The organism is Spirosoma gilvum, assembly GCF_054776815.1.
This window is the reverse complement of record NZ_BAAHBH010000001.1, coordinates 1096834-1122604: the sequence shown is the minus strand read 5'-3', so window position 1 is coordinate 1122604 and position 25771 is coordinate 1096834. Positions and strand designations below refer to the sequence as shown.

Below are 25771 nucleotides of genomic sequence, written 5' to 3'. Positions count from 1 at the left end.
ATAGCCAAACAACATGCCAGCCCACAATACCCTGATTATCAGTGGCTTCATAGGATTAGGCGCAAAGAAAAATGTGCGCAATCGCACACATATGTGTGATTGCGCACAAGTCAACGACAAGAATCAAAAAAACTTTATTTTTAAAAAAATAATGAGAATGAAGGTAATCTGTTGGGAATCTAACACGTAAATTAGTAGGCATAACACAATAAAAAGCGATTAATCTGATCAATTTCCTTGTGTACCAAGCGCCTAGACGGTAGAAGGAGGAATACTTGTGTAAAGTAAGCTAGCGAGAATCATTTTGCGATTATTTGATAACTTACGTAAATGCACTTCGCGTAACAGGTATTACCGCAGTTAATTGCGGTACAAACTACTGCGGTAATACTAACATTGGTGGCAATTTCGAACGAGACATTCTACCATTTTGTACAATTATTGAACTATTCTTTGATTACATGAAACGCTATATAGTCATCTTTATATTTCTCACTTTACAGGCATCAGCCCAATTGCCGAAGTTATACAATCATATTTCCAACGAAGTGCATGTAATTCATTCCCGGGTATTAAATCAAGACCGCCAGATATACATTCACGTTCCAAAACTCGATTCTGCACATATAAACAAAGCATTGCCTGTGTTGTATCTCTTAGATGGGGAGAACCATTTTCACATCCTTTCCGCATACATAGAGTATTTAAGGCATTGGCAAGCTGTTCCTCCAATACTAGTAGTAGGCATTGTTAGTGTGGACCGGGTAAAAGACCTCACGCCGACTAGTAGCTTAATCAACTTTGACGGCAAAGTCAACTCTAACTATAAGACATCGGGCGGCAATGAGCAGTTTTTTGACTTTATTCAACAAGAATTGATGCCTTACATGGAGGCCAATTACAAAACCGGTCCTTTCAAAATATTTGCCGGACATTCGTTCGGTGGCCTTACAACAATCAATTGCATGCTTATGCGCCCTGATATGTTTGATGCTTATATTGCCATCAGCCCCTCATTATGGTTTGGCGATAAATATGTTTTGAAATTAACAGCCAAAAAATTAACCGGATCATCTGCACTTAATAAAAAGCTTTTTTACAGTAATGGAAATGAAGACGGTTCGTTTAGGAGCGACTTACGAAATTTTGATAGCCTAATTAAACAAAGTAATATAAAAGGATTTGAACACAAGTATGTTTATTATCCGGATGAAAACCATATGACAGAACCAATTCCTGCATATTATGATGCACTAAGATTTATCTATAAAAATTGGGCGGACACGACAACGAAGAAATAGTGTACAATACCAAAAATAGAAAAGCCAAAAAACTACCAACAACAGTGTGTTAATAAAATTGTGGCTGGACGTTAAGTATTCGACAACGAATCGCAAATTTGCTTTTGTTCGCAATTGAATCTGACGTTTTTCAATTACCACAACTTCATAAACACGTTGATGATACGGTTGGGTACGCTGGCCCATCCTCTCTATGCAAACAAGCAGAATTAAGCGTGAGTAATAAAGGAAATATTTAATTATATCATCAAATCCATACTCACCTAATCACTCAATCGCTAATTCGCTCAATTACTTAGCCGACAGCCTTGTCAGAGCTGCCGAATTTCGCGCCAGAAGCGACGGATAAAATGCCATTCATGGGCAGAGATGCCCTTGTGTGATCGGGCCACCCGCAGTAACGTAGCCACAAATCGGCGTTTGAGTCTTTCCGTCAGTTCAGTTCGTTTACTAACCAGCCGACGCATGCCAAACGCATACGCTTCCTCGGGCGATTCCCTTACATCTTCTCGCAAAAAAAAGCCGTTGAGCGCTACTGAGCCATGTGGCTCTCTGCTAAGCAATGCCCTGGCTGTTTGTATTTCTTCCTGATGAGGCCGCCCGTCTAACGTAGCCAGGGCATAAACGAGGCTGCCTAAGCCTAGTGCTATATCGGGTGAGTACATAATTAATGGGAAAGGAATTTGTAAGCGAAAAGAAAAATTGATCTTACGTTGAGTTGGTGCATGTTTACAGGCTAGCCCACACGCGGGCTTCCTGTCTCTGTGTGGACCAGCCTGTAAACATGGGCAACGATCTGGCAACGCTTTCGCTGAAGCCTCGTTAGTTGCCGCCGGTATGGCTCAGGTTTTGTTGTACGCTGGCTGCTACCTCCGCATCCATCGATGTAGCCGGGCGGGGTTCGCTAACGCGCTGAATCTTGTAGTTCCGAACGGCTACGTCCATTTCGGGGGTGTGCGGTGCCACTACCCCACCCACCGGCTCGATGCCCGGAGCCTGGTGTTTATAACTTAGCACTTTTTCCTGATTCATGGCGGGCGCGTTAACCGCTACGCCTTTTTTATCAGCCCATTGACGAGCCTTGGCCGCTTTGTTTGGGTGTTTATAGTTATGCGTTGAGTACGTCACATCACGACGTGATTTCGAATCATCCTGAGCCGCAGCGTTGAGGATGGTTAGCGTACTTAGGATAGCAATAACAAGATATTTTTTCATGGCTTTTGTCAGTTTTCAACTAGTCAACCCGGCAAAAAAGGCTTCTTATAAGCCGTGCCTGATCGACAGAACAAAGGTCATGAACGGGCGTTAGGCTCGTGTTAGAGCCACATTAGAACGGCATTAGAAATTTCAAAGGAAGTCTGAACTAGATACAATTCATCGAAAATCACCAGTGTAGAAAGATTATTTCTGTATTTAACGTGGTTACGGATTATAATAGAAGCTCATTAAGGGCGATTTTGTCATCCCGACGCAGGACCGGGCCGCCGGAGCGGGGATCTTCGGTAATCGGAGATTTTCCGCCTAGTCCGAAGATCCCCGCTCCGGCGGCCCGGTCCTGCGTCGGGATGACAAAAACAATCCACTGATATTCTGTGGATTACCTTGGAGTAGATGCATAATTCACGTTATTTAGCGGGGTAGCGTAACGGTAAACGTCGTACCAAATTCAGGGGATGATTCAACCTCAATTGTCCCTTTATGAATTTGAATGATCCGTTCGGTAAGGGGTAGCCCAATTCCATAACCGGGTCGACTGCCCGCGTTACGGCCCCGCTGGAAAGGCATAAAAATCGCTTTAAGCTGGTCGGCCGGAATTACACTGCCGGTATTATGCACCTTCACCTGAACCGACCCAGCCTCGACCAGCAGACTAACCGCTACGGAATGATTGTCTGAAAACTTACTCCCATTGTCGAGCAGGTTGAGAAAAGCCGTACGTAAAAGGCTGTCATTACCCAATACCTGCCAATGCGTCTTTACGTCTCCGGCTAAGCGTATGTGAAGCGTATAATCGGGATGAAGTCGCTGAAATTCCTGCCGAATCTGGTCGAACAGTTTATCGATATGCACCGTCCCCATCGGCACGGCCGAGGAATCCATACTGGCGTTTGTCAACGCCAATAGCCCGTTGGTCATTCGATTGAGGCCGCGCACATCGTCCAGTACCGACCGAATCGTGGCCCGCAGTTCATCGGGTTCATCTTCGGCCAGCAGGGATACTTCCAGTTGGCCAGTAATAGCCGTCAGGGGGGTTCGTAATTCGTGCGAGGCATGCGATACAAACAGGCGTTGCAGCCGAAACGCTTCTTCTAGCCGGTTCAGCATTCGGTTGAAGCGGTGCGCCAGTTGAGCCAGTTCATCGGCCCGATCTCCTTCGGGCAAACGTTGCGACAGATTAAGGGCCGTAATGTCGTCGATTTGCTGATTGATCTGATTGATGGGCTGCAACGTTCTTCCGGCAAATAAACGACCGGCCACCAGCATCAGCCCCGTCATCAGAAACCAGCCAATGCCCAGCAGCTTAGCAAAATTCTGAATCGTCCGTACATTATACGTATCGACGGCCGAAGCAATAATCGCAAACGGAATCCGGTCGTCGATGAAGAGTACCCCCACAATCTGCCGGTCGCCCTCTCGCCAGTTCGCCTGCTTCTGTTTCCGAATCCGGTTTAGCGTCCCTTCTGTTAGCGTCAGGTAGTCGGTACCACTTTCGTAAACTAACTGATTCGTCGCATTATAGATAATGATTTCTTCATCGGGCAGTACGGTCAACTGGTTCTTATCCATCAACTTGTAGAGGGATGGCCCAATACGCTCCCGCCCGACCAGCAGATGCCCCGCTGTGAGGGCTTCGGCCCGCAGCCGGTTCTGAAACTCAGTTTCCCGATACCGCTCGGCTACCAGATAGAGCAGCAGACAAAACAAGGCCAGAGCAACGGATACGATGGCCGTAAAAAATAAGATCAGTTGATTGCGCAGACTCATTTTTCTTTCAGGACATACCCCATGCCGATTAGCGTGTGAATAAGTTTATTCGGTGAATCTCTGTCAATTTTCGCCCGTAAATAACTGACATACACGTCAATGACATTAGTGCCCGTATCGAACCCAATATCCCAGACGTGCTCGGCAATATCGACCCGTGAGACCACCCGGCCAGCATTATGCATCAGGTACTCCAGCAGGGCATATTCGCGAGCGGTCAGATCGATGGTTTGCCCATTCCGCCGGGCTACGCGTTCGTGCAGGTCAAGCTCCAGATCAGACACCCGCAGCGTTCGGCCCGGCTCTTTCACCCTGGGTACCCGACGCAGGAGTACTTTTACCCGCGCCAGCAATTCCATAAAGTCGAACGGTTTTGCCAGATAATCGTCGGCACCGGCTTCAAAGCCCAGTAATTTATCGGCAATGGTATCGAGGGCCGTCAGCATCAGAATGGGTACCTGACTAGGCTTGTTTCGGATGTATTCGGCAAGTTCCAGCCCCGTTATATCAGGCAGGTTAATATCCAGAATAATCAGGTCGAAAGGAGTCTTTGCCAGCAGGGCTTTGGCTTCTTCCCCCGTTGAAGCAACCGCTACAGAATACGACTGGGTCTGAAGTCCTTTTTTAATAAACGTGGCAACTTTAGGCTCATCTTCAACCACTAACAACTGTGCATTCTGGCCTGTATCCATATTATTGGCGAATAAAGTAACGATAAGCACTTACCCCAGCGCTACGAACTGCCCTGTAAGATAGCGCTGGCTAAGTTATTGCCAACTCGTCGTAAATCAACCAATTATTGATACCCGGCTGATTTTCAGATAAAAAAATTGGCCTGCTTCGCGAAAACGAGCTGCAGGCCCGACGGTAGGCTACTTAAAAGCAGGTTTATTGCAACCGTTGGAAATATTCACTACTAGTAGCGTTTTATCAACCACAAATAATCACTAAATATTTATTGATTATCAATAAATATTTATTATGTTTGCAGCATAATCTTACTATCACTATGAAAAAAGTTTCAATAATCTTCCTTCAGGCAGTCGTCGTGCTTATCGGCCTGGTGGCACTTACTATCCTGATTCGGGTTCCCTTAACCGAAGGGCGAGCCACCAACCTGGACTTGTTCAGCATTTACGCCGATCCGTTCATCCTGTATGGATACGCAGTCTCAATCGCTTTTTTTATTGGATTGTATAAGGCGTTCAAATTACTGGGGTACATCGGACAGAATAAAGCCTTTTCATCAGACTCGGTCAGCGCGTTGAAGAGTATCAAGTATTGTGCACTTACATTCAGTGGTTTAATTATGCTGGCAGGATTATACATAAAAATAGCCCATCATAAAGACGACGATCCGGCGGGTTTTCTGGCCATGTGCATCGTAACCATTTTTGCGTCTCTGGTAGTGGCAACGGCTGCGGCAATCGTTGAAAAAATCTTACAGAATGCCGTCGATATGAAATCTGAAAATGACTTAACCATTTAAGCTATGCCAATTATTGTAAACTTAGATGTGATGATGGCAAAGCGAAAAATTTCTCTGAATGAACTTTCGGAAAAAGTTGATTTGACATTATCGAACCTGTCAATCCTGAAGACAGGAAAGGCGAAGGCCGTTCGTTTTAGCACCTTAGACGCAATCTGTAAAGCATTAGACTGTCAACCCGGTGATATATTGGAATACGTAAATGACGAGAAAAACTAACAAATCGTTAGATCGTTATCAAGTGAACCACCACCTTCTAAGAAGGTGGCTTAGGTATCGGGCAAAGCCCTCTTGGGCTTACCGGACACTAACTTTTCCTGTTTCAACGCCCCGACCATTGTCAGCGACTCCACAGGCCCAACGCGACGTTCCATCGCTGAATCTTTTAATAAACCGAAGTGCAAAATGTTGATAGCCGCATTCATATCCCTTAACACTACCTCCCCGCAATTGGGACAAGTCCACTCCCTATCGGAGAGCGTGAGGCCTTTGTAAATATACCCACAGGGGTTATGGAGTTTGCTTGATGGTTCAAAACGACCAATTGTGACCACATTCTTGCCACGCCAATCCGCTTTGTAGGCCAACATCGCTCTAAAACCAGACCAACCCGCGTCACTAATAGAACGAGCAAGTTTATGGTTCTTGACCATGTTGGACACCACCAGATCTTCTAACACAATGGTGTCATATTGCTTGGTTATCGCATCTGATGTCTTGTGCAGAAAATCGTTACGTTGGTTGGCTACCTTCTCATGCAAGCGGGCAACCCGTTGGTTGGCCTTCTTTCGGTTGTTACTTCCTTTCTTCTTTCGGGATGCCCGACGCTGTAAAAGCTTGAGCCGGACAAGGGATTGGTTTAAATGTTTGGGGTTGGCATATTCCGTACTATCTGACAGTGTAGCAAAGGTTTTGATACCTAAGTCAATACCAACAGAAGTTTGCCGAACGACAGGCTTTAATTCCGGTTTCAGCTCACCAGTTTCGACCAATACCGACGCAAAGTATCTGCCTGTTGGCGTGCGTGATACCGTCACGGTCTTTACCGCCCCTGTAAACGGACGATGCAAAACAGCTTTGATTGGTTCTTTGAACTTTGGCAAGTCAATTGTTGCCGCCTTAAAATCAATCGTTACGTTTTGCGGACACTGGAAGGACTGCTTGTTATGTTTCTTTTTAAAAGTCGGAAAGTCGGCTACTCCTTTAAAAAACAGGCTATATGCTGAGTCCAGATTGACCAGTGCTGATTGTAACGATTGGCTATTAACTTCTTTTAGCCAAACACATTCTTTTTTGAGGTCTGCCAATTGTGTGTTCAACTGGAAGCGGGAAATATTGACCTGCTTAGTTGAGTACGCTAACATCTTAGTCTCCAATGCCAGATTATATACAAAACGAACGGCTCCAAAATGCTTATTGAGCAACTGGGCCTGTTCGGTTGTGGGATAAATCCGGTATTTGAAAGCTTTTAACATGAGATAAAACTATGTCTATTTTTACACACAAACAACTATTTGTCTAAAAACAGGCATAGCCAAAATAAGTACATAACCACTGCCTAAGGCGGTGGGTTTCCGAGTTTCACTAAAACTACCTTCTGATACGTCGCTCTTTTTACAAAGTAGCCGTTGGTAATCGAGGATCAATTGGGTAGGCTTCAATCCGCACAATCCGGCATTGTGTCCTTAGCGGATGCAAGGGATCTAGTAGCACATTGCGCGATGGCGATAACGACACAACCGCCGAAGGTAATGCGATAGCCAAGGTGCCGTGTTGTCCGAATTGGGTATCTATAAACTGGGGCAATCCCATTGGTGTGATGTGTGGACTGTTCCAGCCCGCAGGCAAATCGGCCGCTTCCAGCCACGTAATGCTTGCGTCAGGAATTTCTATCTCACAAAGAATTAAAGGAGGCAAATCAGCCAGGGAAGTTCCTTCCAGGTGAACCATGTATTCCAGAAAACATAGCTCCGGGGTTGTGGCGGTATAGACCATTGGTCGTCCGCGAGCGTTCCAGCGACCACCGTGTAGTTGAGCCCCAATCCCATCAAGAATAGTATCCCGATGGCTATCGGTCTGAATTCTGTAAACAATCGTTGACATTAACTAAAGACTCCATAATCAATTCGCCCCAGCAGATCCTCAACTAGTTGAACACCAACTGAACTGTCCAGCAAATCCAGGGGCGAACGATTTTCCAGAAGCCGCAGTGGCCGTCGCAGCCAGCGTGTAAACTTACCTTTATCCTGAAAGACGGCTTCTCCATACACAGCCAGCCGGGTCAATAGCAATAACCGTTCGGAAGTTGGGGCATCGAGATGTGTCGTTTTGACCTGTCGGTGAAAGGTCGCTACAGACTGGTTCAGCAAACGCGCCATCTCCTTGTCTGTAACACCAAGTAACCCGGCAACCCGACTCGTTTCAGGCCCTGCCAGCCCCTGTCGTGACCGGTCGATCAGTTGAAGTGGTGTAAGTACAGGATTGATGGTCATGACTCCTCTGTTAATTAAAGGCACAATACAAACTCATTTGATTGCAAGGTAACACGCATTTGTAATATATGGTTGCGAAAAAATCGATTTCTTGTTCAGTCTAACTTATACATAACGCTCTTTTCTGTCATCACTCATTCTTCGGGATGACAGAAACAAATCTGAATAAGCTCAACTATTTTAGGCTGAGTACTCACTATGCTTTTTTGCCAACCTATTAACTTTCATGCACCGCCTGGCTGCCCGGACAGAAAATGAGCCTATCTTCGGGGAAAAACTTTGCCTTAATGAGTGTTCGCCTGACCATCCTCCTTCAATTTCTCTGTTTCCTTTCTTTCGCGCAGCAAAACCTTGTCCCCTACGTTCATCCGCTGATCGGCACCGAAAAAATGGGGCATACCTTTCCGGGTGCCACCGTCCCTTTTGGCGCTGTACAGCTTAGCCCCGATTCCGACACGTTGTCGTATGAGTTCAACGGCAAATACAACGGCGATGTGTACCGATACTGCGCTGGCTATAAATACGAAGACAAAACGATTGTCGGGTTCAGTCATACGCACTTCAGCGGGACGGGCCATTCCGACCTTGGCGACTTTCTGATTATGCCCACCGAAGGCGCATTGCAACTAAATCCGGGCGTGGCCGCGAATCCGAAAACCGGCTACCGGTCTGCGTTTTCGCACGCCAATGAAGTAGCCGAAGCGGGTTACTACAAAGTCAAACTGGATGACCACAACATTCTGGCCGAACTGACGGCCTCGAACCGGGTTGGTTTTCACCAGTACACCTTTCCAAAGTCCGACCAGTCGCACATAATTCTGGACTTAACCCACGGCATTTACAATTACGACGATAAAGTTGTCTGGACGTACGTCCGCGTTGTGAACGATACGCTGATCACCGGCTATCGGCAAACCAACGGATGGGCCCGTACCCGAACGGTCTATTTTGCGCTATCGTTTTCCAAACCGTTCAAGTCGTACGGACGCCAGAGCCTGGATAAGCCGCAGGTGTACAAAGGCTTCTGGGGCAAATTCGACCAGAATCACAATTTTCCTGAAATAGCCGGTAAGCGAATCCGGATGTATTTCGATTTCGATACGCAGTCGGGTGAGCAGGTAAAGCTGAAAATGGCGTTGTCGCCGGTAAGTCAGGAAAATGCCCTCGCCAACATGCAGGCTGAAATCCCGCACTGGAATTTTGATCAGGTGAAAACGCAGGCGCAGGCTGCCTGGAATAAGGAATTAAATAAAATCCAGATCGAAGCTTCCGAAACCGATAAAGTGAATTTTTATACCTCGCTCTACCATGCGTTCGTCAACCCAACAACGTATATGGACGTCAACGGCCAGTACAAAGGGCTGGATCAGGACGTGCATCAGGCCAGCGGGTTTACCAACTATACCACCTTTTCGCTCTGGGATACGTACCGGGCACTGCATCCGTTTTTCAACCTTATCCAGCCCTCGCGAAACAACGACATGGTGCAGTCGATGCTAACGCATTACGACCAGAGTACGCTGAAAATGTTGCCCATCTGGTCGCACTACGCCAACGACAACTGGTGCATGAGCGGCTACCACAGCGTGTCGGTCCTGGCCGATGCGATTGTCAAGGGCGTATTTAAAGGCGACGCCCAAAAAGCCCTCGACGCCTGCATCGCTACGTCGAACCACCGTAATTATGAAGGCATTGGCGACTATATCGACAAAGGGTACGTACCGGCCACCGTCAACAGTAACTCAGTGTCGCACACGCTGGAGTATGCCTACGATGACTGGTGTATTGCTCAACTGGCTAAAAAGCTGAACCGGCCGGATGTGTATGAAACCTACCGAAAGCGTTCGGAAAACTGGAAAAACGTCTACGACAAGTCGATCAACTTCATGCGACCCCGCCTGGCCGACGGCTCGTTCAAAACTGGGTTCGATGTGCTCAGTACCCACGGACAGGGATTTATTGAGGGCAATTCCTGGAATTTTAGTTTTTTCGTTCCGCAGGACCCCGCCACGCTGATTCAATACATGGGTGGTCCGAAGAAATTTACCGCCCGGCTCGATACGTTGTTTTCCATGAACCTGCCTGATAAGTTTTTTGCCGAAACCGAAGACATTACGCGGGAAGGTATTATTGGTGGATACATTCATGGCAACGAACCGGCTCACCACGTAGCCTATCTGTACAATTGGGCGGGTCAGCCCTGGAAAACACAGGAACGCATTCGGATGATTCTTAATATGCAATACAAACCCACGCCCGACGGACTGGGCGGCAACGACGATTGCGGCCAGATGAGCGCGTGGTACATGTTTTCGTCGATGGGTTTCTATCCGGTTGCACCCGGTTCAGAAGACTATGCCTTGGGTAGCCCATCCGTCAAAAGCGCCCGGCTGCAGCTCGAAAATGGCCAGACCTTCACGATTGAGGCTGTTAATCAGGGGGATAAAAATGTCTACGTTCAAAACGTACTGCTGAATGGCAAGCCCCTGACGAAACCCGTTATTACTCATGCCGATATTCTGAAGGGTGGAAAGCTGACGTTTTATATGTCGGCCAAACCGACGAAGAAATAGTTCGTATCAACTGATTTTTCCGGTTTTCTGTGCTCAGGTAAAGGGCAGTTTTATGTACATTTACCTGAGCACAGATCAACAACTCAACCCACACATGAAAGGAAGCAAACTGGATTTATGCCTGAATATGGGCTACTTTCGGATGCAGCAGGACATTTTTACGTGTCAGTACGTCCTTTTCGAAAACAAGCTTTGCCCCGTTTACTGGCTTCGCATTGTGCTGGCAGATGTGGACTACGGTACCAAACAACTCCGGCTCCTTCGAAGCAATGAGAAATTTTCTGTAGCCGTCAAACCCTTTATGTTGTCCTATGAGTTAGAGAATCTGTACGCCCTTTATCGAAGTGCCATCAATTTCGATGCGCCCGACTCAGTTGAATCCTGTCTGCTCGATGGCGCGATTGATAATGCGTTTGATACGTATATGGTAGAGGTGCGCGACCAGGGCCAGTTGATCGCGGCTGGCATTTTCGATGATGGTTTTCAGAGCATTGCCGGAATCATGAACTTCTACCATCCTGCTTACCGAAAGCATAGTTTGGGCAAGTTTCTGATGTTACAGAAAATAGCTCACGCCCGTCGGCAGCAGAAGATTTATTACTACCCCGGCTATATTGCGTATGACTACACCAAGTTTGACTACAAGATTTTCCCCTGCGAAGCAGCTACCGAATTATTGGATACGAACAGTGGCCTGTGGGTCCCGTTTTCCTGGGATCTGCTCAAAACGTTATCGGAAGATTAAAAAAAATGTTTGGTAATTCCTCCTCCATGGTCTGTGTCCTCACAGATCACCTATGCGTCAGCTTATTAAAGCTAGCTAGTAGAATGGTCTGTGAAGACATAGACCACGGAGGAGAAGCCTACCTGGCACTTGAAACATAACCTACTCGACAACAACTACGGCTTTCCCAATAACCCGTCGTTCCATCATATCGGTTAGTGCCTGTGGCGCTTCGGCTAACGAATATCGTCTGGATATATAAGGGGCTAGTTTACCCTGCAAAACCCAGGTGGCAATATCCTGCAAATTTTTCAGACTTAATGCGGCTTCTTTCTGCGTAAACATGCCCCAGAAAACACCCACCAGCGAACTTCCTTTCAGTAAGGCCAGGTTAAGCGGAATCTTAGGAATCTCTCCCCCGGCAAACCCAACGATCAGATAGCGCCCACGCCAGGCCAATGATCGAATCGCAGGCTCCGCCCATCGGTCTCCAACAGGATCATAGACCACGTCGATGCCTTTCCCCTGCGTAATGTCTTTGATTCGTTCACGTAGGTCTTCGGTAGCGTAATTGATTAGATGCGTAGCCCCTTTTTCCTGACAAACGGCCAGTTTTTCAGCTGTCGAAGCGGCTGCAATCACCGTAGCCCCCATCAACTTCCCTAGCTCAACAGCGGCTAAACCAACTCCACCCGCAGCGCCCAACACAAGCAGCGTTTCGCCCGGCTGTAGATTGGCCCGATCTTTCAGGGCATGATACGACGTTCCAAACGCATATAAGGTCGAAGCACCCGTTACGAAGTCCATACCTTCCGGCAACGGAATCGTCGTACGGGCATCGGCAAGACGTTCTTCGGCCAGTCCACCATGTGTCCCGTACGTAAATACCCGGTCGCCTGGTTTAAGGTGTGTGACGCCCTCACCGATGGCCTTAACGATTCCCGATGATTCACTCCCTGGCGAAAAAGGCAACGAGGGCTTAAACTGATACATATTCCGAATCGTTAGGGTATCCGGGTAATTCAAACTGGAAGCTTTCACCTGAATCACCACCTCACCAGGACCGGGCACAGGCGACGGAATGTCTTCCAGAACCAGGGTATCGGGCAGCCCGAAGGCTTTACAAAGAATCGCTTTCATACAAATGATGAATGATGAATAATGTAAAATGAGTAATGGATTGGCGTTCATTATTCATTTTACATTGAACCTGTTTAAACTTTTTAACTTTCGGTATAACTAGATCGATTTTTTGTCATTCCGACCGGGACGCGTAGTCGCAGGAGGAATCTCAAGATTGACTAATGGGCGACTTTGAGATTCCTCCTGCGACTACGCGTCCCGGTCGGAATGATAAAAAAGAGTCTTACATTTTCCACAAAAAGGAAAGTTTAAACAGGTTCATTATTCATTCCTTTAGTTACCAACCATAAATACGGCATTGCTAAACAGTAGTTTACCGTTGTACCAGAAACCCCGGAACAGCGGATCATCGGCCAGATAAACAACGCTACCACGGCCCATATCCTGAACACCCATCAGCAAGGTATTTTTCAGTTTTTCTTTCGCGTTACGACCCGAAAAACCCGCCACGTAATTATCGCCTTTCAGATAGCCGACATTCCAGCCATCTTTCAGAAAATCGAAGTTAAATGCGTTTTGTACAAGCGTATAATAGCCCCCGGTCAGGCCAAAGCCCAGCGGATGACTGGTATCAACATTAACCCGATAAATACTACCTGGAATATCGTCCGAAATAGCCGCCCGCTCCCGGTTGACATAAATTTTCAGGGAATCGACCGGATTGCCTTTTTTATCCTTTTTCCCTTCTTCCTTATCCGATTTCTCCTTCAGGTCAAAGCCATCTTTACCCGACAGGAAAGCCGCTGCCCGTTCCATCGCAATGAGTTTACCCCCAGCCCGAATCCACTCTTTCATCGCCGTAAGGGTTCGCTCATTTAGGATACGCCCATAGTTGTAGTTCGTAGGCAGGACCAGTACATCCAGTTTGCTCCACTCCACATTGCCTAGCGTATTGCCATCCAGTAGTGTTACCGGGTAGTTCAGTTCCTGATCGAAGAAATGCCAGACTTCACCTGCCGACGGCGGAGGAGTGCCATCCCCTACTACCAGTCCAACACGCGGAGCTTTCAGACCCGTTACAAAATCGGACCCAAAATCAGAACCCGACGTTACAAAACCCGTTTGAACCGGAATTACCTCAGCCCCCGTCTGAGCTGCCACCTGCGCAACGACCGTACCGAGTCGATCTCCCAGGCGCTCATTACCCGTCCTAGCCACGATCAACGTTCCCGATGCATAGGTTTTTCCTTCCAGTTCAAACGCTTTTTCGGCCGCCCGCACCCGTATTTTTTGCTTCAACAGCGCAGCCAGGGTCTGCACGGCCGGTAGCGATTGCCAACGGATCAAGTACGCATAAGCAGCCGGAACCGTATTCACAGCCAATTGATTAGAAGCAGGCAGGGGCTTGGGTTCAATTCGGGTGGTCACGCCAAACGTCTGCAAACCAAAGGCATAGGGTAATGACCAGGCCGTAATATCGTAGGTAGCCGAGTCTTCCAGCGCCGAATTCTGTTCAAACAGAATTTTCAATAAGGTCGACTTAGGCTGATAGGCGCTAATGACAATATCGTCGGCCGCAATCGCGACGTTTTTATCGGTTTTCTGGGACGTATAGTTAAACCCAGTGGCGACGGTCTGCGCCTTTCCGGCCACGCCAAAATTAATTTTATTCCGATCCAGCAGTTGCTGCAAGGCCCTGATTCGTCCGGCATCCCCATTCGATTTGATCACATAACTTTTATAGGGGCCAATCGGTGAATTGCGGGATTTATCGAAAAACTGTCCGAACTCCTTGACGATTTCCGCCGGACGGTCGGCTACCGATTCGAGCGTAGCGATGCTGGCCGTGTAGTGATGATCGATCCGCTGACGCAGGGTAAGCGTATCCCCATCGGCTTTTGTAATCGCCAGTCCGGCCCGGCCACCTCCCCCCTGCTCGTACGTCATGCCAATAGCACCATTGTAGGTCGGATACGTATCGCCATAGCTGGGGTAAAATAAGTCAAAGCGTTCGCGGGTATAGTACAGCCAACCATTTCGGTCGAAGTAGCGGCTGCAGTATTGCCCAATGATCTGCTGGAACTGACGTTGGTATGGCGTAATATCTTCGTGATACGGTTTAGCCGAAGGCGCAAAATAATAGGGACTCTCCACACCCATTTCATGAAAATCACCATGTAGCTGCGGCATCCATTGCTGATACAGTGCCATGCGTTGCTGGGTAATCTCCTGCGTTTGCCAGGCCCAGTCGCGGTTTGGGTCGAACAGGTAATGCGTATACCGGCCACCGGGCCAGGGTTCGCTGTGTTCCCGGGCATTCGGGGTCGGATCGGGTGTACGGCCCTGCATCTGATTGTACCAGTTCACATACCGATCATGCCCGTCGGGGTTCAGGCCCGGATCGAGCAGAACGATGGTTGAGTTCATGATTTTCTGCGAAACGGCATCGGTCGTATTGAGCAGTCGGTAGAGGACCTCCATAAAGGCTTCGGTACTAACCGCTTCGTTGCCATGCACATTGTAACTCAGCCAGGCAATGGGTGGCTGTGGGGTCGCTGTGGGGTTACCTTCCAGTAGACCAATCCGTTTTAGGTTATTGGTCCGTATTTCTTCCAGACGCGCCAGATTGGCTTCGGAGGCTACAGCAACCACCATTAACTGGCGGCCTTCGTAAGTCGTACCATAGGGAATTAATTTTACCCGATTCGGTAACTGACGGGCAACTTGTTCGGCATAGGCCAACACACGGTAGTGAGGTGTAAATCGGCTACCAATCTTGTAGCCCAGGAACTGTTCGGGAGTTGTCAGACTCGTTGATGATGAAGCGGTTGACTGGGCAAAGCCTGCCAGCGAATAGGCAACCAGACTTGCCAGCAATAAAAATTGTTTCATGAAGGCTGTAAAAAAATTTAAAAGCTAACCTCCTCAAAAATAGCAGTAAAACGAGCACAAACCCTTTTTTTGAAAAAATTTTACAGTCAGGTATTGCATTATAAAAGTATCGCCTTACCTTTGCACCACGTTTCGCTAACGCAGCGGCAAACAAGCCAAAACGTTAGGTCTTTCACACAAGACGGCCGATTCGTCTAGCGGTTAGGACATCGCCCTTTCACGGCGGTAACACGGGTTCGATTCCCGTATCGGTCACTTAGTCCAATGGCTAATTCTGAAAAAACCAGCCCTAATCCGGCTGGTTTTTTCTTTTATTCCCTCCCTGCTCCAGGAGGATCAGGGATCAGTTTCAAAAGTTGTGGAGGGCGTTGCATTTTTCTAGGTTTGTCGCTTCGCCCGTAGGTCAGTAAATTAACTGCCCCTGATTTATTAAGTGATGAATGGATTGAACGAGCCTTGTTCCATAATGCTATAGCAGGTCCGGCTTGCCATTCCTACAACCGCTTATAGACCGAAAATACGGTGCCCGACGAATGGCTGACCAGAATTAGCTCAGTGGCAGTAACCGATTCGATAACACCCCGGCCTTCCCGGTTATTGTCTTTATCAATTAAATAAAGGGCTTGCTTGCCGCTGGATTGTGGCTTAAGTTCATAGCGACCCTTTACTTTTACTGTGTAGAATTCACAGGTGCCGTCGTTATTAAAACGCAGGTAATCCTGTGCCTGGGTAATGGCCTCTTTTCGTTCAGCTTCATCAATCTTATTGTTGGCATTGCTGTCGATAATCTTTTGAGTAAGTTGCCACTGACCGATTAAATTAGCAGGAGGCTTCATCTGAGTATGGGCAAGAGTGATTACCGAAACTACGAATACTAAGAAGGATTTCATAGCGAGTCTAGAGCTTACAGTTTTTACGGGAACAAGCTAATCCTAAACTAATTTACGTGTATTCAAGAGCTTATCAACCAACCGATTTATTTAATGGACAACCTGCCTTCCTTATTTTCTACGGTGAAACTGGCGCTCTGCATTCGATGCCGCAGATGGAAAGGTGATTGTTTAGTTAAACGGACATCCGTCACCTGCTATTGATGAAATAAAAGTCTGAACCAAGTGCTCTCAACACATGATCGGTTGTCAAACCAATAAGACCTGGATTTAAAATGACCCATAAGCGCAACCAATTGCATTAGCCTAACTAAAGCTACCTTTCGCTAAAATAGTGAGGATCGGCATCGCCAGTTTCTGTTTATTGACTGACATTCTGGTTCACTTAACTAGTAAGGGTATGAAGTGTCTGTTATGCATTCTGATCGTCCTTATCAGCCTGACCAACAGTAGGCAATCCATTGAAGAGCAGTTGAAAACAAAGGTACTCCAACTGGAAGCTGACCAGCTCCGTCAGAAAAATCAATCCGTGGCCGATCTTCAGTTTGCCTCGTTCCGCTATAGCTTAATTCCCATCAAAGACTGGTGGAAACGGCTCTATGATACTCACGTGGAGTTTAGAACACAAATGAGCCTTCTAACGAATGAATCCTACGGGCAGTTGCGTGAACAAGATCGATTGAAAGGCACTCACAAAGCTGATTCGCTGGCGGCTATAGTCAGGAAACAGGAACAAGCCAACCAAACAGACTTATCGAAGGAAGAAGCTTATTTCAAAGCGAAGTATGAAACGGCCGACCCTGGTCAGCAGGTTTACGAGACCATATACGAGCTTAGATATAATCAGTCAGGTCAGCCCCGACAGTCTAGACCCATACGGCAAGCTTTTTATCAAAGAGATCTGTCTCGGGTACAATCGTTTAAATAAGCTTATCGTAGTTGCCGGTAGAACCCGACATTAAAGACGCACAGCGTCAATAGGTTTGTGAAGGCGCTCAAAATATAGTTTGGAGCACGGCGCACAACCAACCTATATCACCAATATAAGGAAGCTGTTTAAACTTTTTTAATTTTATTAAAACTGGGTAGCTTTTTTTGTCATGCTGAGGAACGAATCGGACCGCCGAAGCGGCATCTTTGGTAGCAGTATTCTTGTAGTTACCGAAGATGCCGCTTCGGCGGTCCGATTCGTTCCTCAGCATGACAAAAACACGCACTTTCGATTTTTCTTTAAAAGTTTAAACAGCTTCAAGGTTAAGCATACCTAAATCAAACCTCTAACACTGGTTTGGAAGGAAAGCAACTCATGTAATCTATCATGAGAAGCAAATCAGCGTATACAGTCCCCAACCCATTCATTCTACTGAACGATCTACTGGATCGTCCGCTCCAACAAATCCACCTGGACATTGCCCCTGTGAAACCTTATCGATTCAATACCAGCCAGCTACCCAATGGTTTATACCTGATTCAGGTTACGCCCGCTGATCAGGTGCCGACTATTTTACGACTGCTAATTCAGCGATAGTCTACGGAGCAGGCTTTAGTATTGACCTAAAGCCTGCTCCGTTATTGGGTAAAGCCCTCGACGGCGTATGGTTTACCCAAGCCGGGCTCACGCAGTCATCACCGCAGGAAGGGGCTATTTATGAGATCGAGCAAGTCGTCTGTTACAAGCTAGTAGCCTCTTAAGTAGTTTTGCACCAGCGCTTATCTGAGTTTCAATGATGACATGTCATTGGGTTATAGGACCAATACTGACGGGCTTATTGGTAGCAAGTGGAGCAGGTACGTACTCGGTTTTATCGGGATTTGGCTCAGTCAAGCCCAACGGATAAACCGGACTTAATTTAATATCATACCAGGCATCAATAAGTTCCTGTTTCAGCAGAAGTTTAGGCTTATAACCTGGACAACGAATAACGACTAAATCGGTGGCTATGGCGTCTGACAGGTCGACCTGAAAGCTACCATTGGGGCTTACCTGGCAGTAAATCGGCTTATCTTTAACTTTGATACTAGCCTCTGGCAATGGTTTATACGTCAGATTGTCGCCTATTTGTCCCTGAAATGACTGAGCGACTGCAAGCCTAGTCAGTAGAACTATGCCAGCTAATAAGACAGCTCTAATGAATATCATACGATCAAATGTTAGTGTATAAAGTAGAAATAGGCTTCATAGTTAATGCATAGCATAGTACTGTGCTAAACATACTACACCAGTGGTTCTATTTCCTGCTCTATGGTAAAAGAAGACTAGTCGGTTAATAAGAAAGTGATCAACTGTATGGGATTATACGACGGCTTCCGGTTTTGGCTCTGTCAGCTCCGTTTATAAACTACAACCCGCCATCTACATAGTTGAATCATTCTCTTCCCCTCTTAGCGGTAAGTTTAACCTGTTATTCCAACACACTCAATCGATTTTTCAATTATGAAAACATTATATTGTAAGGAGGTGGGCTTCGATTGCCCGGCAGTCGTGAAAGCAGATTCCGACGAGGAAGTACTCCACCAGGCAGCTCAACACGCCCACGCAGTTCATGGCGTCACCGTTACGCCAGAGATGGCCGAACAGATTAAAACCCTCATTCACAATGAATAATTACGCTACTACCCTGATAGCCAGGAAGCTGGCAATATTCATTGCTCTATGGAGCTGCTTGTGTTGTACTTCGTTAAACGCTCAGTCAACAAACGTAAAGCCAACAAGCTCACCAAAAATGAAATTTCTGATCCATGTTACCCATGGCCCGGCCGACCCTACTCGGGCAGCTCTAGCTTTTCTGGTGGCACGAACGGCTTTGGAGGAAGGGCATACGGTCACCCTATTTCTAGCTGGCGATGCCGTTACACTACTGAAAGACAGCGAAATGGATAAGGTAGTAGGACTTGGTACCGGTAAGCTGCGCGAGCATTTTGAAGCGATCGTGAAAACCGGTGGTCATTTTTATCTATCCGGCATGTCGTCCAAAGCAAGAGGGTTAACCGATGCCGACATCGCTGGCAAACCTGTAGAGTTTGCCTTGCCTACAGTCCTGGTTCGACTGGCCACCGAAAGTGATCGGATGTTCACGTATTGAGCCTTTACTACTATTCCAGAATATAAATTAGCCAGTTATCTGGGCCAAGCTAGTGTGTGGCCCGGATAACTGGCTAATCTATTGTTGGTAAATGTATAGTTTAACTTGAATTGGTTTACCGCTTTCCATTTTTTCATCCTCAACAAGGCCTCGATATAATGTAGAGTAGTAAAATTTCTGCCCAACAACCTTATCTAGCCAATGGCCCCTAATCGCTTGTAAGCGTTATCTGGAAGGGAATTAAATGTCACACTATGCGTTTCCAACGAATAAGCAAACACCTTGTCTTTTTTCTTCTTTTACTGATTGGTGTTCAACCCACATTTGGTCAAGCGAAAAAGCGGGCTACATTTCGCAAGCAAATGATAGCGACCGAAAGTGCGGAATCGGTAGGCGTCTTCGATGTCAATGGCGATAAACACCCGGATCTGATTTCGGGTAACTATTGGTATGAAGGTCCTGCTTTCCTGAACCGGCATCTGATAGGCCAGAGCGATCGAAAAGGCGAGTACTTTGATGACTTCGCTACCATTCCCCTCGATATTAATGGCGACGGTAAACTGGATTATATAACTGGGGGATGGTTCAATAAAAAAATGGTCTGGCGCGAAAACCCGGGCAATAACGGCGAATGGAAAGAGCATGATCTGGCCCAATCGGGTAATGTCGAAACAATCCGGGCCTGGGATGTCGATGGCGACGGACGAATCGATATTGTACCCAATACGCCCAGCCTGCCGTTGGTTTATTATAGTCTGGTACTTGATCAGGCCGGTAAACCAACCGGACAGTTTTCGGCCACTAAAGTAGCCGAAAAACACGGTCATGGACTCGGCTTTGGCGATATTAATGGCGATGGCCGGGGGGATTTTATTGTGGCCGATGGCTGGCTGGAAGCCCCCGATAAGCGATCCGACAAGTCGCTCTGGAAACACCATCCCTCGTTCAACCTGGATCACGCCAGTGTCCCCATTCTGGTTGTCGATGTAAATAAGGATGGCCTGATGGATGTGATTGTCGGGCAGGGGCACAATTATGGACTGGATTGGTATGAGCAAAAACGGGTCAATCAAGCAATAACCTTTATCCGACATCCCATCGACCCGTTTCAGTCGCAGTACCATACCATGGAGTGGGTGGATATTGATCAGGATGGCGAGAATGAGTTAATCACGGGAAAGCGTTACCGAGCCCACAATGGAAATGACCCAGGAGCCAATGACCCCCTTGGGCTGTATTATTTCAAGTGGAATGGGGAGTCCTTCACGAAAAACTTCATCAGCTACGGCCCCTATGGAGAAGGCAAAGGCGCTGGTCTCTACTTTTCGGTGGCCGACCTGCTTGGCACCGGTCGAAAGGACATTATCGTTGCCGGAAAAGATGGGCTGGTTGTTTTTTTTAATGAAACCCGCTAAACAAAGTCGGTATTTTCTATAGGCAACTAGCCTTTTCAGATCAAGAACCTTTGCTCTACCATTACTCCTCCATGCGAAAGCAGTTGATTGCGCTGACCTATCTCTCAGGTTTGCTTTTTATAGGATTTGGCCTGCAGGCTTCGGCCCAGTCCCAAACGATTTCCGGTAACGGCCTGTCAGAAAATGGATTTAAACTTACGAATAGCGACCGGGTAGTTTTCCTGGGTAATTCATTGATTGAAGATGATGTCCAATTCGGCTATCTAGAATTGGCGCTAACCACCCGCTGGCCCGGTCGGAATATAACCTACCGAAACCTCGGCTGGTCGGGCGATAATGTGTTTGGTGACGCTCGTAGCTACGTCACAACTCCGCCTACGTCTTACGAACTACTCATTCAGCAACTCACCAACGCCAAACCAACGGTTGTCTTTCTGGCTTACGGGGGTGTTGAAGCGCAGGAGGGCGAAACGGGATTGTCGCGCTTTAAACAAGGGCTGAATCAGTTGCTCGATAAGATCGACCAGCTTGGAGCACAAACCATTTTAGTATCACCGATACCCGTGTTGTTGCCTTCTTCCAACAACGTAGCCCAACGCAATGCAGCGTTGGAAAGTTATGCATCGACCATCGCCCAAATCGCGTCCGAACGAAAAAAACGCTACGTCGATGTGTTCAAGCCGATACAGGAAGCCAGTAAACAAAGCCCGATTACCGATGACGGTATTCACCTCAACGAAACGGGCTATTACTACCTGGCTACCGCTCTTGAAAAAGGACTGGCCCTACCAACTCGCACCCATGATATTACCATCGATCTGGCAAAACAGCATGTCGATTCCCCTATACCGACAAGGCTGCTGGCTACGGACAAATCAACCACGACTGTGAGTTTTGTCGTCAACGAAGCCATTTTGCCGCTACCTGCCCCAAAGCAGGATGATAAAGCCTTGCTCGTTGATAATGGACAGATGCTGACTATCAAAGGTCTGAAGAAAGGATTTTACACGTTAAGCGCTGATGCGGATGAGGTGATTACTGCCTCGGCGAAGCAATGGGCGGAGGGTGTTGTTCTTCGGCAAGGACCGTCATTTACTCGTTCGGCGGAGCTGCAAACCCTTATCCAGAAGAAGAACAAACTTCATTTCTTCCAGTACCGCCCTCTGAATCAGACTTACATAATTGGTTTCCGCTCCTACGAGCAGGGACGCCACAAAAAAGGGCTGGAAGAGCAAAGTTACCTCATCACCTGGCTGGAAGGAGAAATTGATGCTGCCAGCCAGCCCAAGCCTACAACCTATTCCCTTACGCTGCTAAAGTAACCCATCATGATGCCGCGCATCCGTTTCATACGTCCTTCCTCGCTCTTCCGCAAAAGCTTGCTCATGCCGTTGCTGGTGCTCACCACGGCTCTGGTTAATCAGGATAAAGTGCCCGATGTGCCGAACCCCGACGTGCAGAAAGAGCTCGAATCGTTCAAACTGGCGGATGGCTTTGAGGTGACCTTGTTTGCCGCCGAACCATTGGTGGCCAAGCCGATACAGATGAACTGGGATGCCGATGGGCGGCTATGGGTTGTGAGCAGTACCGCCTACCCGCACCTGAAAACAGGCGAACAGGCCAACGACAAGATTTTTGTGCTCGAAGACACTAACGGCGACGGCAAGGCTGACAAATCGACCATTTTTGCCGAAGGGCTGCTTACCCCAACGGGTATTCTGCCCGGTGACGGTGGCGTGTACGTAGCCAACTCGACCGAAATTCTGCATTTTTCAGATACCGATGGTGATGGCAAGGCCGATAAAAAACGACGGATACTCAGCGGGTTTGGTACGGCCGATACGCATCACCTGATTCACACCTTCCGCTGGGGACCGGAGGGCAGTTTGTATTTTAACCAGTCCATCTACATCTACAGCCACGTCGAAACATCATCGGGGGTAAAGCGACTGGAAGGTGGGGGCGTCTGGCGATTACGACCTGAGCAGCTTGATCTGGATATCTATGCCAAAGGGCTAGTCAATCCCTGGGGATTACAGTTTACCCGCTGGGGCACAACGTTCATGACCGATGGGGCTGGCTTCGAAGGCATAAACTACGCGTTTCCGGGGGCAACTTTCCTGACAGCTCCCGGTGCTGAACGTATTCTTCGCGGACTTAACCCAGGCCAACCCAAACACTCCGGCTTAGATGTCATTTCTGGGCGACATTTGCCCGACGATTGGCAGGGCACGCTCATTACCAACGACTTCCGGGCCAACCGCATCAATCGATTCAAACTGGAAGAACAGGGTAGTGGGTTTGCGTCGAAACAACTAGCCGATTTACTGTGGACCGACCACGTTGCGTTTCGTCCGGTCGATATTTCAGTAGGGCCAGATGGCGCCATTTACGTAGCAGACTGGTATAATCCAATCATTCAGCACGGTGAAGTCGACTTCCACGACCCCCGTCGCGACCAGCAGCACGGGCGCATCTGGCGAATCGTGGCCAAAAATCGGCCATTGGTTAAACGACCTCAACTGGAAAAAGCGACGGTCACTGAATTACTCGATGCGCTTCGTCAACCCGAAGACTGGACGCGTTTACAGGCCAAGCAAGTACTCAAGCGGCATGGCGCTAAAGACGTGATTCCGACGCTGGAGAAATGGGTAGCCGGGCTGGACCCGAAAGCGACCGACTACGAACATTTGCTGCTGGAAGCCCTTTGGACCTACCAGACCCTCGACACGGTGAATGAACCCTTGCTGCTGAAGTTACTGAAAGCCAGTGACCACAACGCACGAGCAGCCGCTTTGCGTGCTTTTCAGTTATGGCATGGTCAAGTAAAGGATGAACCTGCCTTGCTGGCCAATGCGGTGCAGGACCCGCATCCACGGGTGCGACTGGAAGCTGTCATTGCCTTACGAAAACTCCAGTCGGCCGAAGCGGCCCAGAAGGCGCTGGTGGCCCTCGATCAACCGATGGATGAATTTCTGGATTTTGCCCTCTGGCAAACTGTCCGTGAGCTCGAACCAAAGTGGGCCAATCGATTGAAAGCAGAGCCAAACTTCCTGGGTGATGCGCGCAAAACGGTCTTTGCCCTGAAATCGGTGAGTAATGCGGAGGCCGTTGCCCAATTGACCCGGCTTTATCGGCAAGGGCTGGTACCCGACGACTATCAGAAAGACGTACTCACCTCAATAGCCAAGTGGGGCCAGCCAGAAGCGCTTTCTACGTTGTTCGACATGACCGTTCAGGGTCAACGGGATAAACAAACCGTAGCCAGACTAAGCACACTGGCCGATGCCGCCCGCCAACGGAAGCTTAAGCCAACGAATGACCTTAGTCGAATTACCGCTTTTCTCAATAGCGATGACGAAGAGGTAACCACGACTGCCATTCGGCTAATCGGGCTGTGGCATATGGATGAATTGAGCAACCGATTGGTAGGACTGATTCCTAAAGGGACCAAAGCGGTTCAGAAAGCGGCTTTAGGCGCCTTAGCGACCATTGGAAGTGATCAGTCGAAAAAGATGCTGGTCGGCCTAAGCGGCCCCGGAAACTCCCCTACCCTGCAGTTAATGGCAGCCGCACATCTGGTGTCGGTAGATGCTCCCGAAGCAGCGCGAATCGGCACACAGCTATTACGAACCATACCAGCCGATGTTGACGCTACGGAGTTGTTTCAGGCATTTTTTGCCACTAAAACAGGACTCCAGGCGCTGGCGGATGCCATCACGGCCCAAAAGATTCCGGAGTCGTATGCCAAAGCGGGTCGGCAACAGATGGCCCGTAATCTCCCCTTTAACCGGCAACGGGCAGACGAGATGACCCGACTACAGAAAGCCCTCGAAGCGTCAGGAGGCACGCTGCCCGTAGAGCGTATGCCGCAACAACTCAGCAACGATGAGATTACGGCCTTAGCCCAAACCATCAATCAGTCGGCCGACCCTATGCTGGGCGAACAGGTATTTCGAAAGAGTGAGCTACTTTGCCAGACCTGTCACGGTATCGGCGGAGCAGGTGGGCGAATCGGGCCGGATCTAAGCAGTTTGGGTACCAGTTCACCCGTCGAAACCATTATTCGTTCGGTTTTATACCCATCACTATCGATCAAGGAAGGCTACGAACTCCAGCGTATTGTCAAAAAAGACGGTACCGAGATGATGGCTTATCTGGTTAGTAACGGCCTGTCGGAGGTTGTCGTGCGCGAAGTGAGCGGCCAGGAACTAGCGATTCCGAAGGCTCAGATTAGTACGATTGAAAAAACACCGGGTACGCTGATGCCTTCCGGCCTTACGGCAGGTCTTGACAAGCAGGAGTTCATCAACCTGATTGGGTTCCTGTCGAAACTGGGTGGTGGCTTTCGCGTACCCACAACTCAGTTTGTTCGACGCTGGAGCACGATTTCGGGGAGTAAGGATTTAACACGCAAACTGGCAGCAGAGGGAAATGCCTATGTGGCCAAGGAAGCCGGAAAACTACCGGCCATGCCGATCTACAGCAACGTATCGGGAACGCTGCCCATTGATGAATTGCCAATTGTGGATGCAGGAACAAACAAGCGATACAGTTTCGTTCGGTTCGATCTGGAAGTGGTCAGCAAGGGCAACGTCGATTTAGGCTTTACATCAACGGCGGGCGTAACGGGTTGGGTAGGACAGAAAGCCTTGAAATTGACACCCCAGGGCACGATTGTCGATCTGCCCCAGGGCGTTCAAACCATTACGTTAGCCATCGACCGGACGCAGTTTAAAGCGGCCCAATTGGGCATCCAATTGCAGGATGCGCCCCAATCACCGGCACAAGTGCGTTTGGTTATGGGGCGGTAAATTGTGTGATACATTTCTAGTCAGTATAAA

Annotated in this window: 23 protein-coding genes and 1 tRNA gene; 13 read left to right on the top strand and 11 right to left on the bottom strand. The window is 48.2% G+C overall.

The genetic code is table 11. The annotated features are described in order from the left end of the window. Positions 1–461 precede the first annotated feature (461 nt). Positions 462–1301, top strand: a complete 840-nt coding sequence (locus ACYVFD_RS04475; protein WP_461088552.1) for an alpha/beta hydrolase — start codon at positions 462–464, stop codon at positions 1299–1301. Between the two features lie 311 nt (positions 1302–1612). On the opposite strand, the gene ACYVFD_RS04470 is transcribed toward ACYVFD_RS04475, so the two are convergent. The 4 genes from ACYVFD_RS04470 to ACYVFD_RS04455 form a co-directional block, all read right to left on the bottom strand. Further along, positions 1613–1966: a tellurite resistance TerB family protein gene (locus ACYVFD_RS04470; RefSeq protein ID WP_461088551.1), complete on the bottom strand. Its 354-nt coding sequence runs from the start codon at positions 1964–1966 to the stop codon at positions 1613–1615. 157 nt (positions 1967–2123) lie between these two features. Further along, complete coding sequence (locus tag ACYVFD_RS04465) at positions 2124–2516, bottom strand: hypothetical protein (protein WP_461088550.1); 393 nt, start codon at positions 2514–2516, stop codon at positions 2124–2126. Positions 2517–2930: 414 nt separating this feature from the next. Next, a complete protein-coding gene (locus ACYVFD_RS04460; protein WP_461088549.1) occupies positions 2931–4286 on the bottom strand; it encodes a HAMP domain-containing sensor histidine kinase in 1356 nt (451 codons plus the stop codon). Beyond that, positions 4283–4978 carry a response regulator transcription factor gene (locus ACYVFD_RS04455; RefSeq protein ID WP_461088548.1) on the bottom strand — a complete coding sequence of 232 codons (696 nt, stop codon included), beginning with the start codon at positions 4976–4978 and terminating at the stop codon, positions 4283–4285. Before ACYVFD_RS04455 ends, ACYVFD_RS04460 begins: the two co-directional genes overlap by 4 nt. 317 nt (positions 4979–5295) lie before the next feature. Between ACYVFD_RS04455 and ACYVFD_RS04450 the strand changes: the two genes are divergently transcribed. Further along, positions 5296–5775 (top strand): DUF2975 domain-containing protein, encoded by a 480-nt coding sequence (locus ACYVFD_RS04450; protein WP_461088547.1) that lies wholly within the window; start codon positions 5296–5298, stop codon positions 5773–5775. Between the two features lie 3 nt (positions 5776–5778). Beyond that, positions 5779–5994 (top strand): helix-turn-helix domain-containing protein, encoded by a 216-nt coding sequence (locus tag ACYVFD_RS04445; protein ID WP_461088546.1) that lies wholly within the window; start codon positions 5779–5781, stop codon positions 5992–5994. Between the two features lie 50 nt (positions 5995–6044). On the opposite strand, the gene ACYVFD_RS04440 is transcribed toward ACYVFD_RS04445, so the two are convergent. The 3 genes from ACYVFD_RS04440 to parS all read right to left on the bottom strand — a co-directional run bounded on the left by ACYVFD_RS04440 (position 6045) and on the right by parS (position 8267). Beyond that, on the bottom strand, positions 6045–7250 hold the full coding sequence (locus ACYVFD_RS04440; protein WP_461088545.1) for an RNA-guided endonuclease TnpB family protein: 1206 nt from the start codon (positions 7248–7250) through the stop codon (positions 6045–6047). 139 nt (positions 7251–7389) lie between these two features. After that, positions 7390–7878 (bottom strand): RES family NAD+ phosphorylase, encoded by a 489-nt coding sequence (locus ACYVFD_RS04435; RefSeq protein ID WP_461088544.1) that lies wholly within the window; start codon positions 7876–7878, stop codon positions 7390–7392. Continuing rightward, the gene (parS, locus tag ACYVFD_RS04430; RefSeq protein WP_461088543.1) at positions 7878–8267 is read right to left on the bottom strand and encodes a type II RES/Xre toxin-antitoxin system antitoxin; all 390 of its coding nucleotides are present in this window, start codon (positions 8265–8267) and stop codon (positions 7878–7880) included. The genes ACYVFD_RS04435 and parS overlap by 1 nt, the downstream gene beginning before the upstream one ends. Positions 8268–8554: 287 nt before the next feature. Here parS and ACYVFD_RS04425 point away from each other — a divergent pair, with 287 nt between their 5' ends. After that, the gene (locus ACYVFD_RS04425; RefSeq protein ID WP_461088616.1) at positions 8555–10840 is read left to right on the top strand and encodes a GH92 family glycosyl hydrolase; all 2286 of its coding nucleotides are present in this window, start codon (positions 8555–8557) and stop codon (positions 10838–10840) included. A gap of 94 nt (positions 10841–10934) precedes the next feature. After that, positions 10935–11585, top strand: coding sequence for a GNAT family N-acetyltransferase (locus ACYVFD_RS04420; protein WP_461088542.1), 651 nt, complete (start codon positions 10935–10937; stop codon positions 11583–11585). Positions 11586–11726: 141 nt separating this feature from the next. Here ACYVFD_RS04420 and ACYVFD_RS04415 read toward each other — a convergent pair whose 3' ends face one another. Both ACYVFD_RS04415 and ACYVFD_RS04410 read right to left on the bottom strand, forming a co-directional pair. Beyond that, positions 11727–12704, bottom strand: a complete 978-nt coding sequence (locus tag ACYVFD_RS04415; protein ID WP_461088541.1) for an NADPH:quinone oxidoreductase family protein — start codon at positions 12702–12704, stop codon at positions 11727–11729. Between the two features lie 276 nt (positions 12705–12980). Further along, entirely contained in the window at positions 12981–15539 is a 2559-nt protein-coding gene (locus tag ACYVFD_RS04410) for a M14 family metallopeptidase (protein ID WP_461088540.1), read from the bottom strand. A gap of 183 nt (positions 15540–15722) precedes the next feature. Between ACYVFD_RS04410 and ACYVFD_RS04405 the strand changes: the two genes are divergently transcribed. Continuing rightward, positions 15723–15794: transfer RNA gene (locus ACYVFD_RS04405), tRNA-Glu, on the top strand. Positions 15795–16033: 239 nt separating this feature from the next. Here the strand turns inward: ACYVFD_RS04405 and ACYVFD_RS04400 are convergent. Further along, complete coding sequence (locus ACYVFD_RS04400) at positions 16034–16429, bottom strand: hypothetical protein (RefSeq protein ID WP_461088539.1); 396 nt, start codon at positions 16427–16429, stop codon at positions 16034–16036. A gap of 400 nt (positions 16430–16829) precedes the next feature. Here ACYVFD_RS04400 and ACYVFD_RS04395 point away from each other — a divergent pair, with 400 nt between their 5' ends. Continuing rightward, positions 16830–17357 (top strand): hypothetical protein, encoded by a 528-nt coding sequence (locus tag ACYVFD_RS04395; protein WP_461088538.1) that lies wholly within the window; start codon positions 16830–16832, stop codon positions 17355–17357. 390 nt (positions 17358–17747) lie between these two features. Beyond that, positions 17748–17957 carry a hypothetical protein gene (locus tag ACYVFD_RS04390; protein WP_461088537.1) on the top strand — a complete coding sequence of 70 codons (210 nt, stop codon included), beginning with the start codon at positions 17748–17750 and terminating at the stop codon, positions 17955–17957. A 207-nt stretch (positions 17958–18164) separates the two neighbouring features. Here ACYVFD_RS04390 and ACYVFD_RS04385 read toward each other — a convergent pair whose 3' ends face one another. Further along, the gene (locus tag ACYVFD_RS04385; protein ID WP_461088536.1) at positions 18165–18569 is read right to left on the bottom strand and encodes a hypothetical protein; all 405 of its coding nucleotides are present in this window, start codon (positions 18567–18569) and stop codon (positions 18165–18167) included. Positions 18570–18863: 294 nt separating this feature from the next. Between ACYVFD_RS04385 and ACYVFD_RS04380 the strand changes: the two genes are divergently transcribed. The 5 genes from ACYVFD_RS04380 (at position 18864) to ACYVFD_RS04360 (ending at position 25741) form a co-directional block, all read left to right on the top strand. Then, on the top strand, positions 18864–19034 hold the full coding sequence (locus ACYVFD_RS04380) for a DUF1059 domain-containing protein (RefSeq protein ID WP_461088535.1): 171 nt from the start codon (positions 18864–18866) through the stop codon (positions 19032–19034). 118 nt (positions 19035–19152) lie between these two features. Next, on the top strand, positions 19153–19512 hold the full coding sequence (locus tag ACYVFD_RS04375) for a DsrE family protein (RefSeq protein ID WP_461088534.1): 360 nt from the start codon (positions 19153–19155) through the stop codon (positions 19510–19512). A gap of 254 nt (positions 19513–19766) precedes the next feature. Next, positions 19767–20927 carry an FG-GAP repeat domain-containing protein gene (locus ACYVFD_RS04370; RefSeq protein ID WP_461088533.1) on the top strand — a complete coding sequence of 387 codons (1161 nt, stop codon included), beginning with the start codon at positions 19767–19769 and terminating at the stop codon, positions 20925–20927. Positions 20928–20998: 71 nt separating this feature from the next. Then, a complete protein-coding gene (locus ACYVFD_RS04365) occupies positions 20999–22249 on the top strand; it encodes a GDSL-type esterase/lipase family protein (protein WP_461088532.1) in 1251 nt (416 codons plus the stop codon). Positions 22250–22258: 9 nt separating this feature from the next. Continuing rightward, the gene (locus tag ACYVFD_RS04360; protein ID WP_461088615.1) at positions 22259–25741 is read left to right on the top strand and encodes a PVC-type heme-binding CxxCH protein; all 3483 of its coding nucleotides are present in this window, start codon (positions 22259–22261) and stop codon (positions 25739–25741) included. The last annotated feature ends 30 nt before the right edge of the window (positions 25742–25771 follow it).

Coding starts and splice junctions, on each gene's coding strand:
- ACYVFD_RS04390 (WP_461088537.1), top strand. CDS start 17,748: ATGAGAAGCAAATCAGCGTATACAGTCCCCAACCCATTCATTCTACTG.
- ACYVFD_RS04380 (WP_461088535.1), top strand. CDS start 18,864: ATGAAAACATTATATTGTAAGGAGGTGGGCTTCGATTGCCCGGCAGTC.
- ACYVFD_RS04365 (WP_461088532.1), top strand. CDS start 20,999: ATGCGAAAGCAGTTGATTGCGCTGACCTATCTCTCAGGTTTGCTTTTT.
- ACYVFD_RS04385 (WP_461088536.1), bottom strand. CDS start 18,569: ATGATATTCATTAGAGCTGTCTTATTAGCTGGCATAGTTCTACTGACT.
- ACYVFD_RS04470 (WP_461088551.1), bottom strand. CDS start 1,966: ATGTACTCACCCGATATAGCACTAGGCTTAGGCAGCCTCGTTTATGCC.
- ACYVFD_RS04410 (WP_461088540.1), bottom strand. CDS start 15,539: ATGAAACAATTTTTATTGCTGGCAAGTCTGGTTGCCTATTCGCTGGCA.
- ACYVFD_RS04375 (WP_461088534.1), top strand. CDS start 19,153: ATGAAATTTCTGATCCATGTTACCCATGGCCCGGCCGACCCTACTCGG.
- ACYVFD_RS04440 (WP_461088545.1), bottom strand. CDS start 7,250: ATGTTAAAAGCTTTCAAATACCGGATTTATCCCACAACCGAACAGGCC.
- ACYVFD_RS04445 (WP_461088546.1), top strand. CDS start 5,779: ATGCCAATTATTGTAAACTTAGATGTGATGATGGCAAAGCGAAAAATT.
- ACYVFD_RS04435 (WP_461088544.1), bottom strand. CDS start 7,878: ATGTCAACGATTGTTTACAGAATTCAGACCGATAGCCATCGGGATACT.
- ACYVFD_RS04475 (WP_461088552.1), top strand. CDS start 462: ATGAAACGCTATATAGTCATCTTTATATTTCTCACTTTACAGGCATCA.
- ACYVFD_RS04420 (WP_461088542.1), top strand. CDS start 10,935: ATGAAAGGAAGCAAACTGGATTTATGCCTGAATATGGGCTACTTTCGG.
- ACYVFD_RS04400 (WP_461088539.1), bottom strand. CDS start 16,429: ATGAAATCCTTCTTAGTATTCGTAGTTTCGGTAATCACTCTTGCCCAT.
- ACYVFD_RS04360 (WP_461088615.1), top strand. CDS start 22,259: ATGCCGCGCATCCGTTTCATACGTCCTTCCTCGCTCTTCCGCAAAAGC.
- ACYVFD_RS04370 (WP_461088533.1), top strand. CDS start 19,767: ATGCGTTTCCAACGAATAAGCAAACACCTTGTCTTTTTTCTTCTTTTA.
- ACYVFD_RS04415 (WP_461088541.1), bottom strand. CDS start 12,704: ATGAAAGCGATTCTTTGTAAAGCCTTCGGGCTGCCCGATACCCTGGTT.
- ACYVFD_RS04395 (WP_461088538.1), top strand. CDS start 16,830: ATGAAGTGTCTGTTATGCATTCTGATCGTCCTTATCAGCCTGACCAAC.
- ACYVFD_RS04465 (WP_461088550.1), bottom strand. CDS start 2,516: ATGAAAAAATATCTTGTTATTGCTATCCTAAGTACGCTAACCATCCTC.
- parS (WP_461088543.1), bottom strand. CDS start 8,267: ATGACCATCAATCCTGTACTTACACCACTTCAACTGATCGACCGGTCA.
- ACYVFD_RS04460 (WP_461088549.1), bottom strand. CDS start 4,286: ATGAGTCTGCGCAATCAACTGATCTTATTTTTTACGGCCATCGTATCC.
- ACYVFD_RS04425 (WP_461088616.1), top strand. CDS start 8,555: ATGAGTGTTCGCCTGACCATCCTCCTTCAATTTCTCTGTTTCCTTTCT.
- ACYVFD_RS04455 (WP_461088548.1), bottom strand. CDS start 4,978: ATGGATACAGGCCAGAATGCACAGTTGTTAGTGGTTGAAGATGAGCCT.
- ACYVFD_RS04450 (WP_461088547.1), top strand. CDS start 5,296: ATGAAAAAAGTTTCAATAATCTTCCTTCAGGCAGTCGTCGTGCTTATC.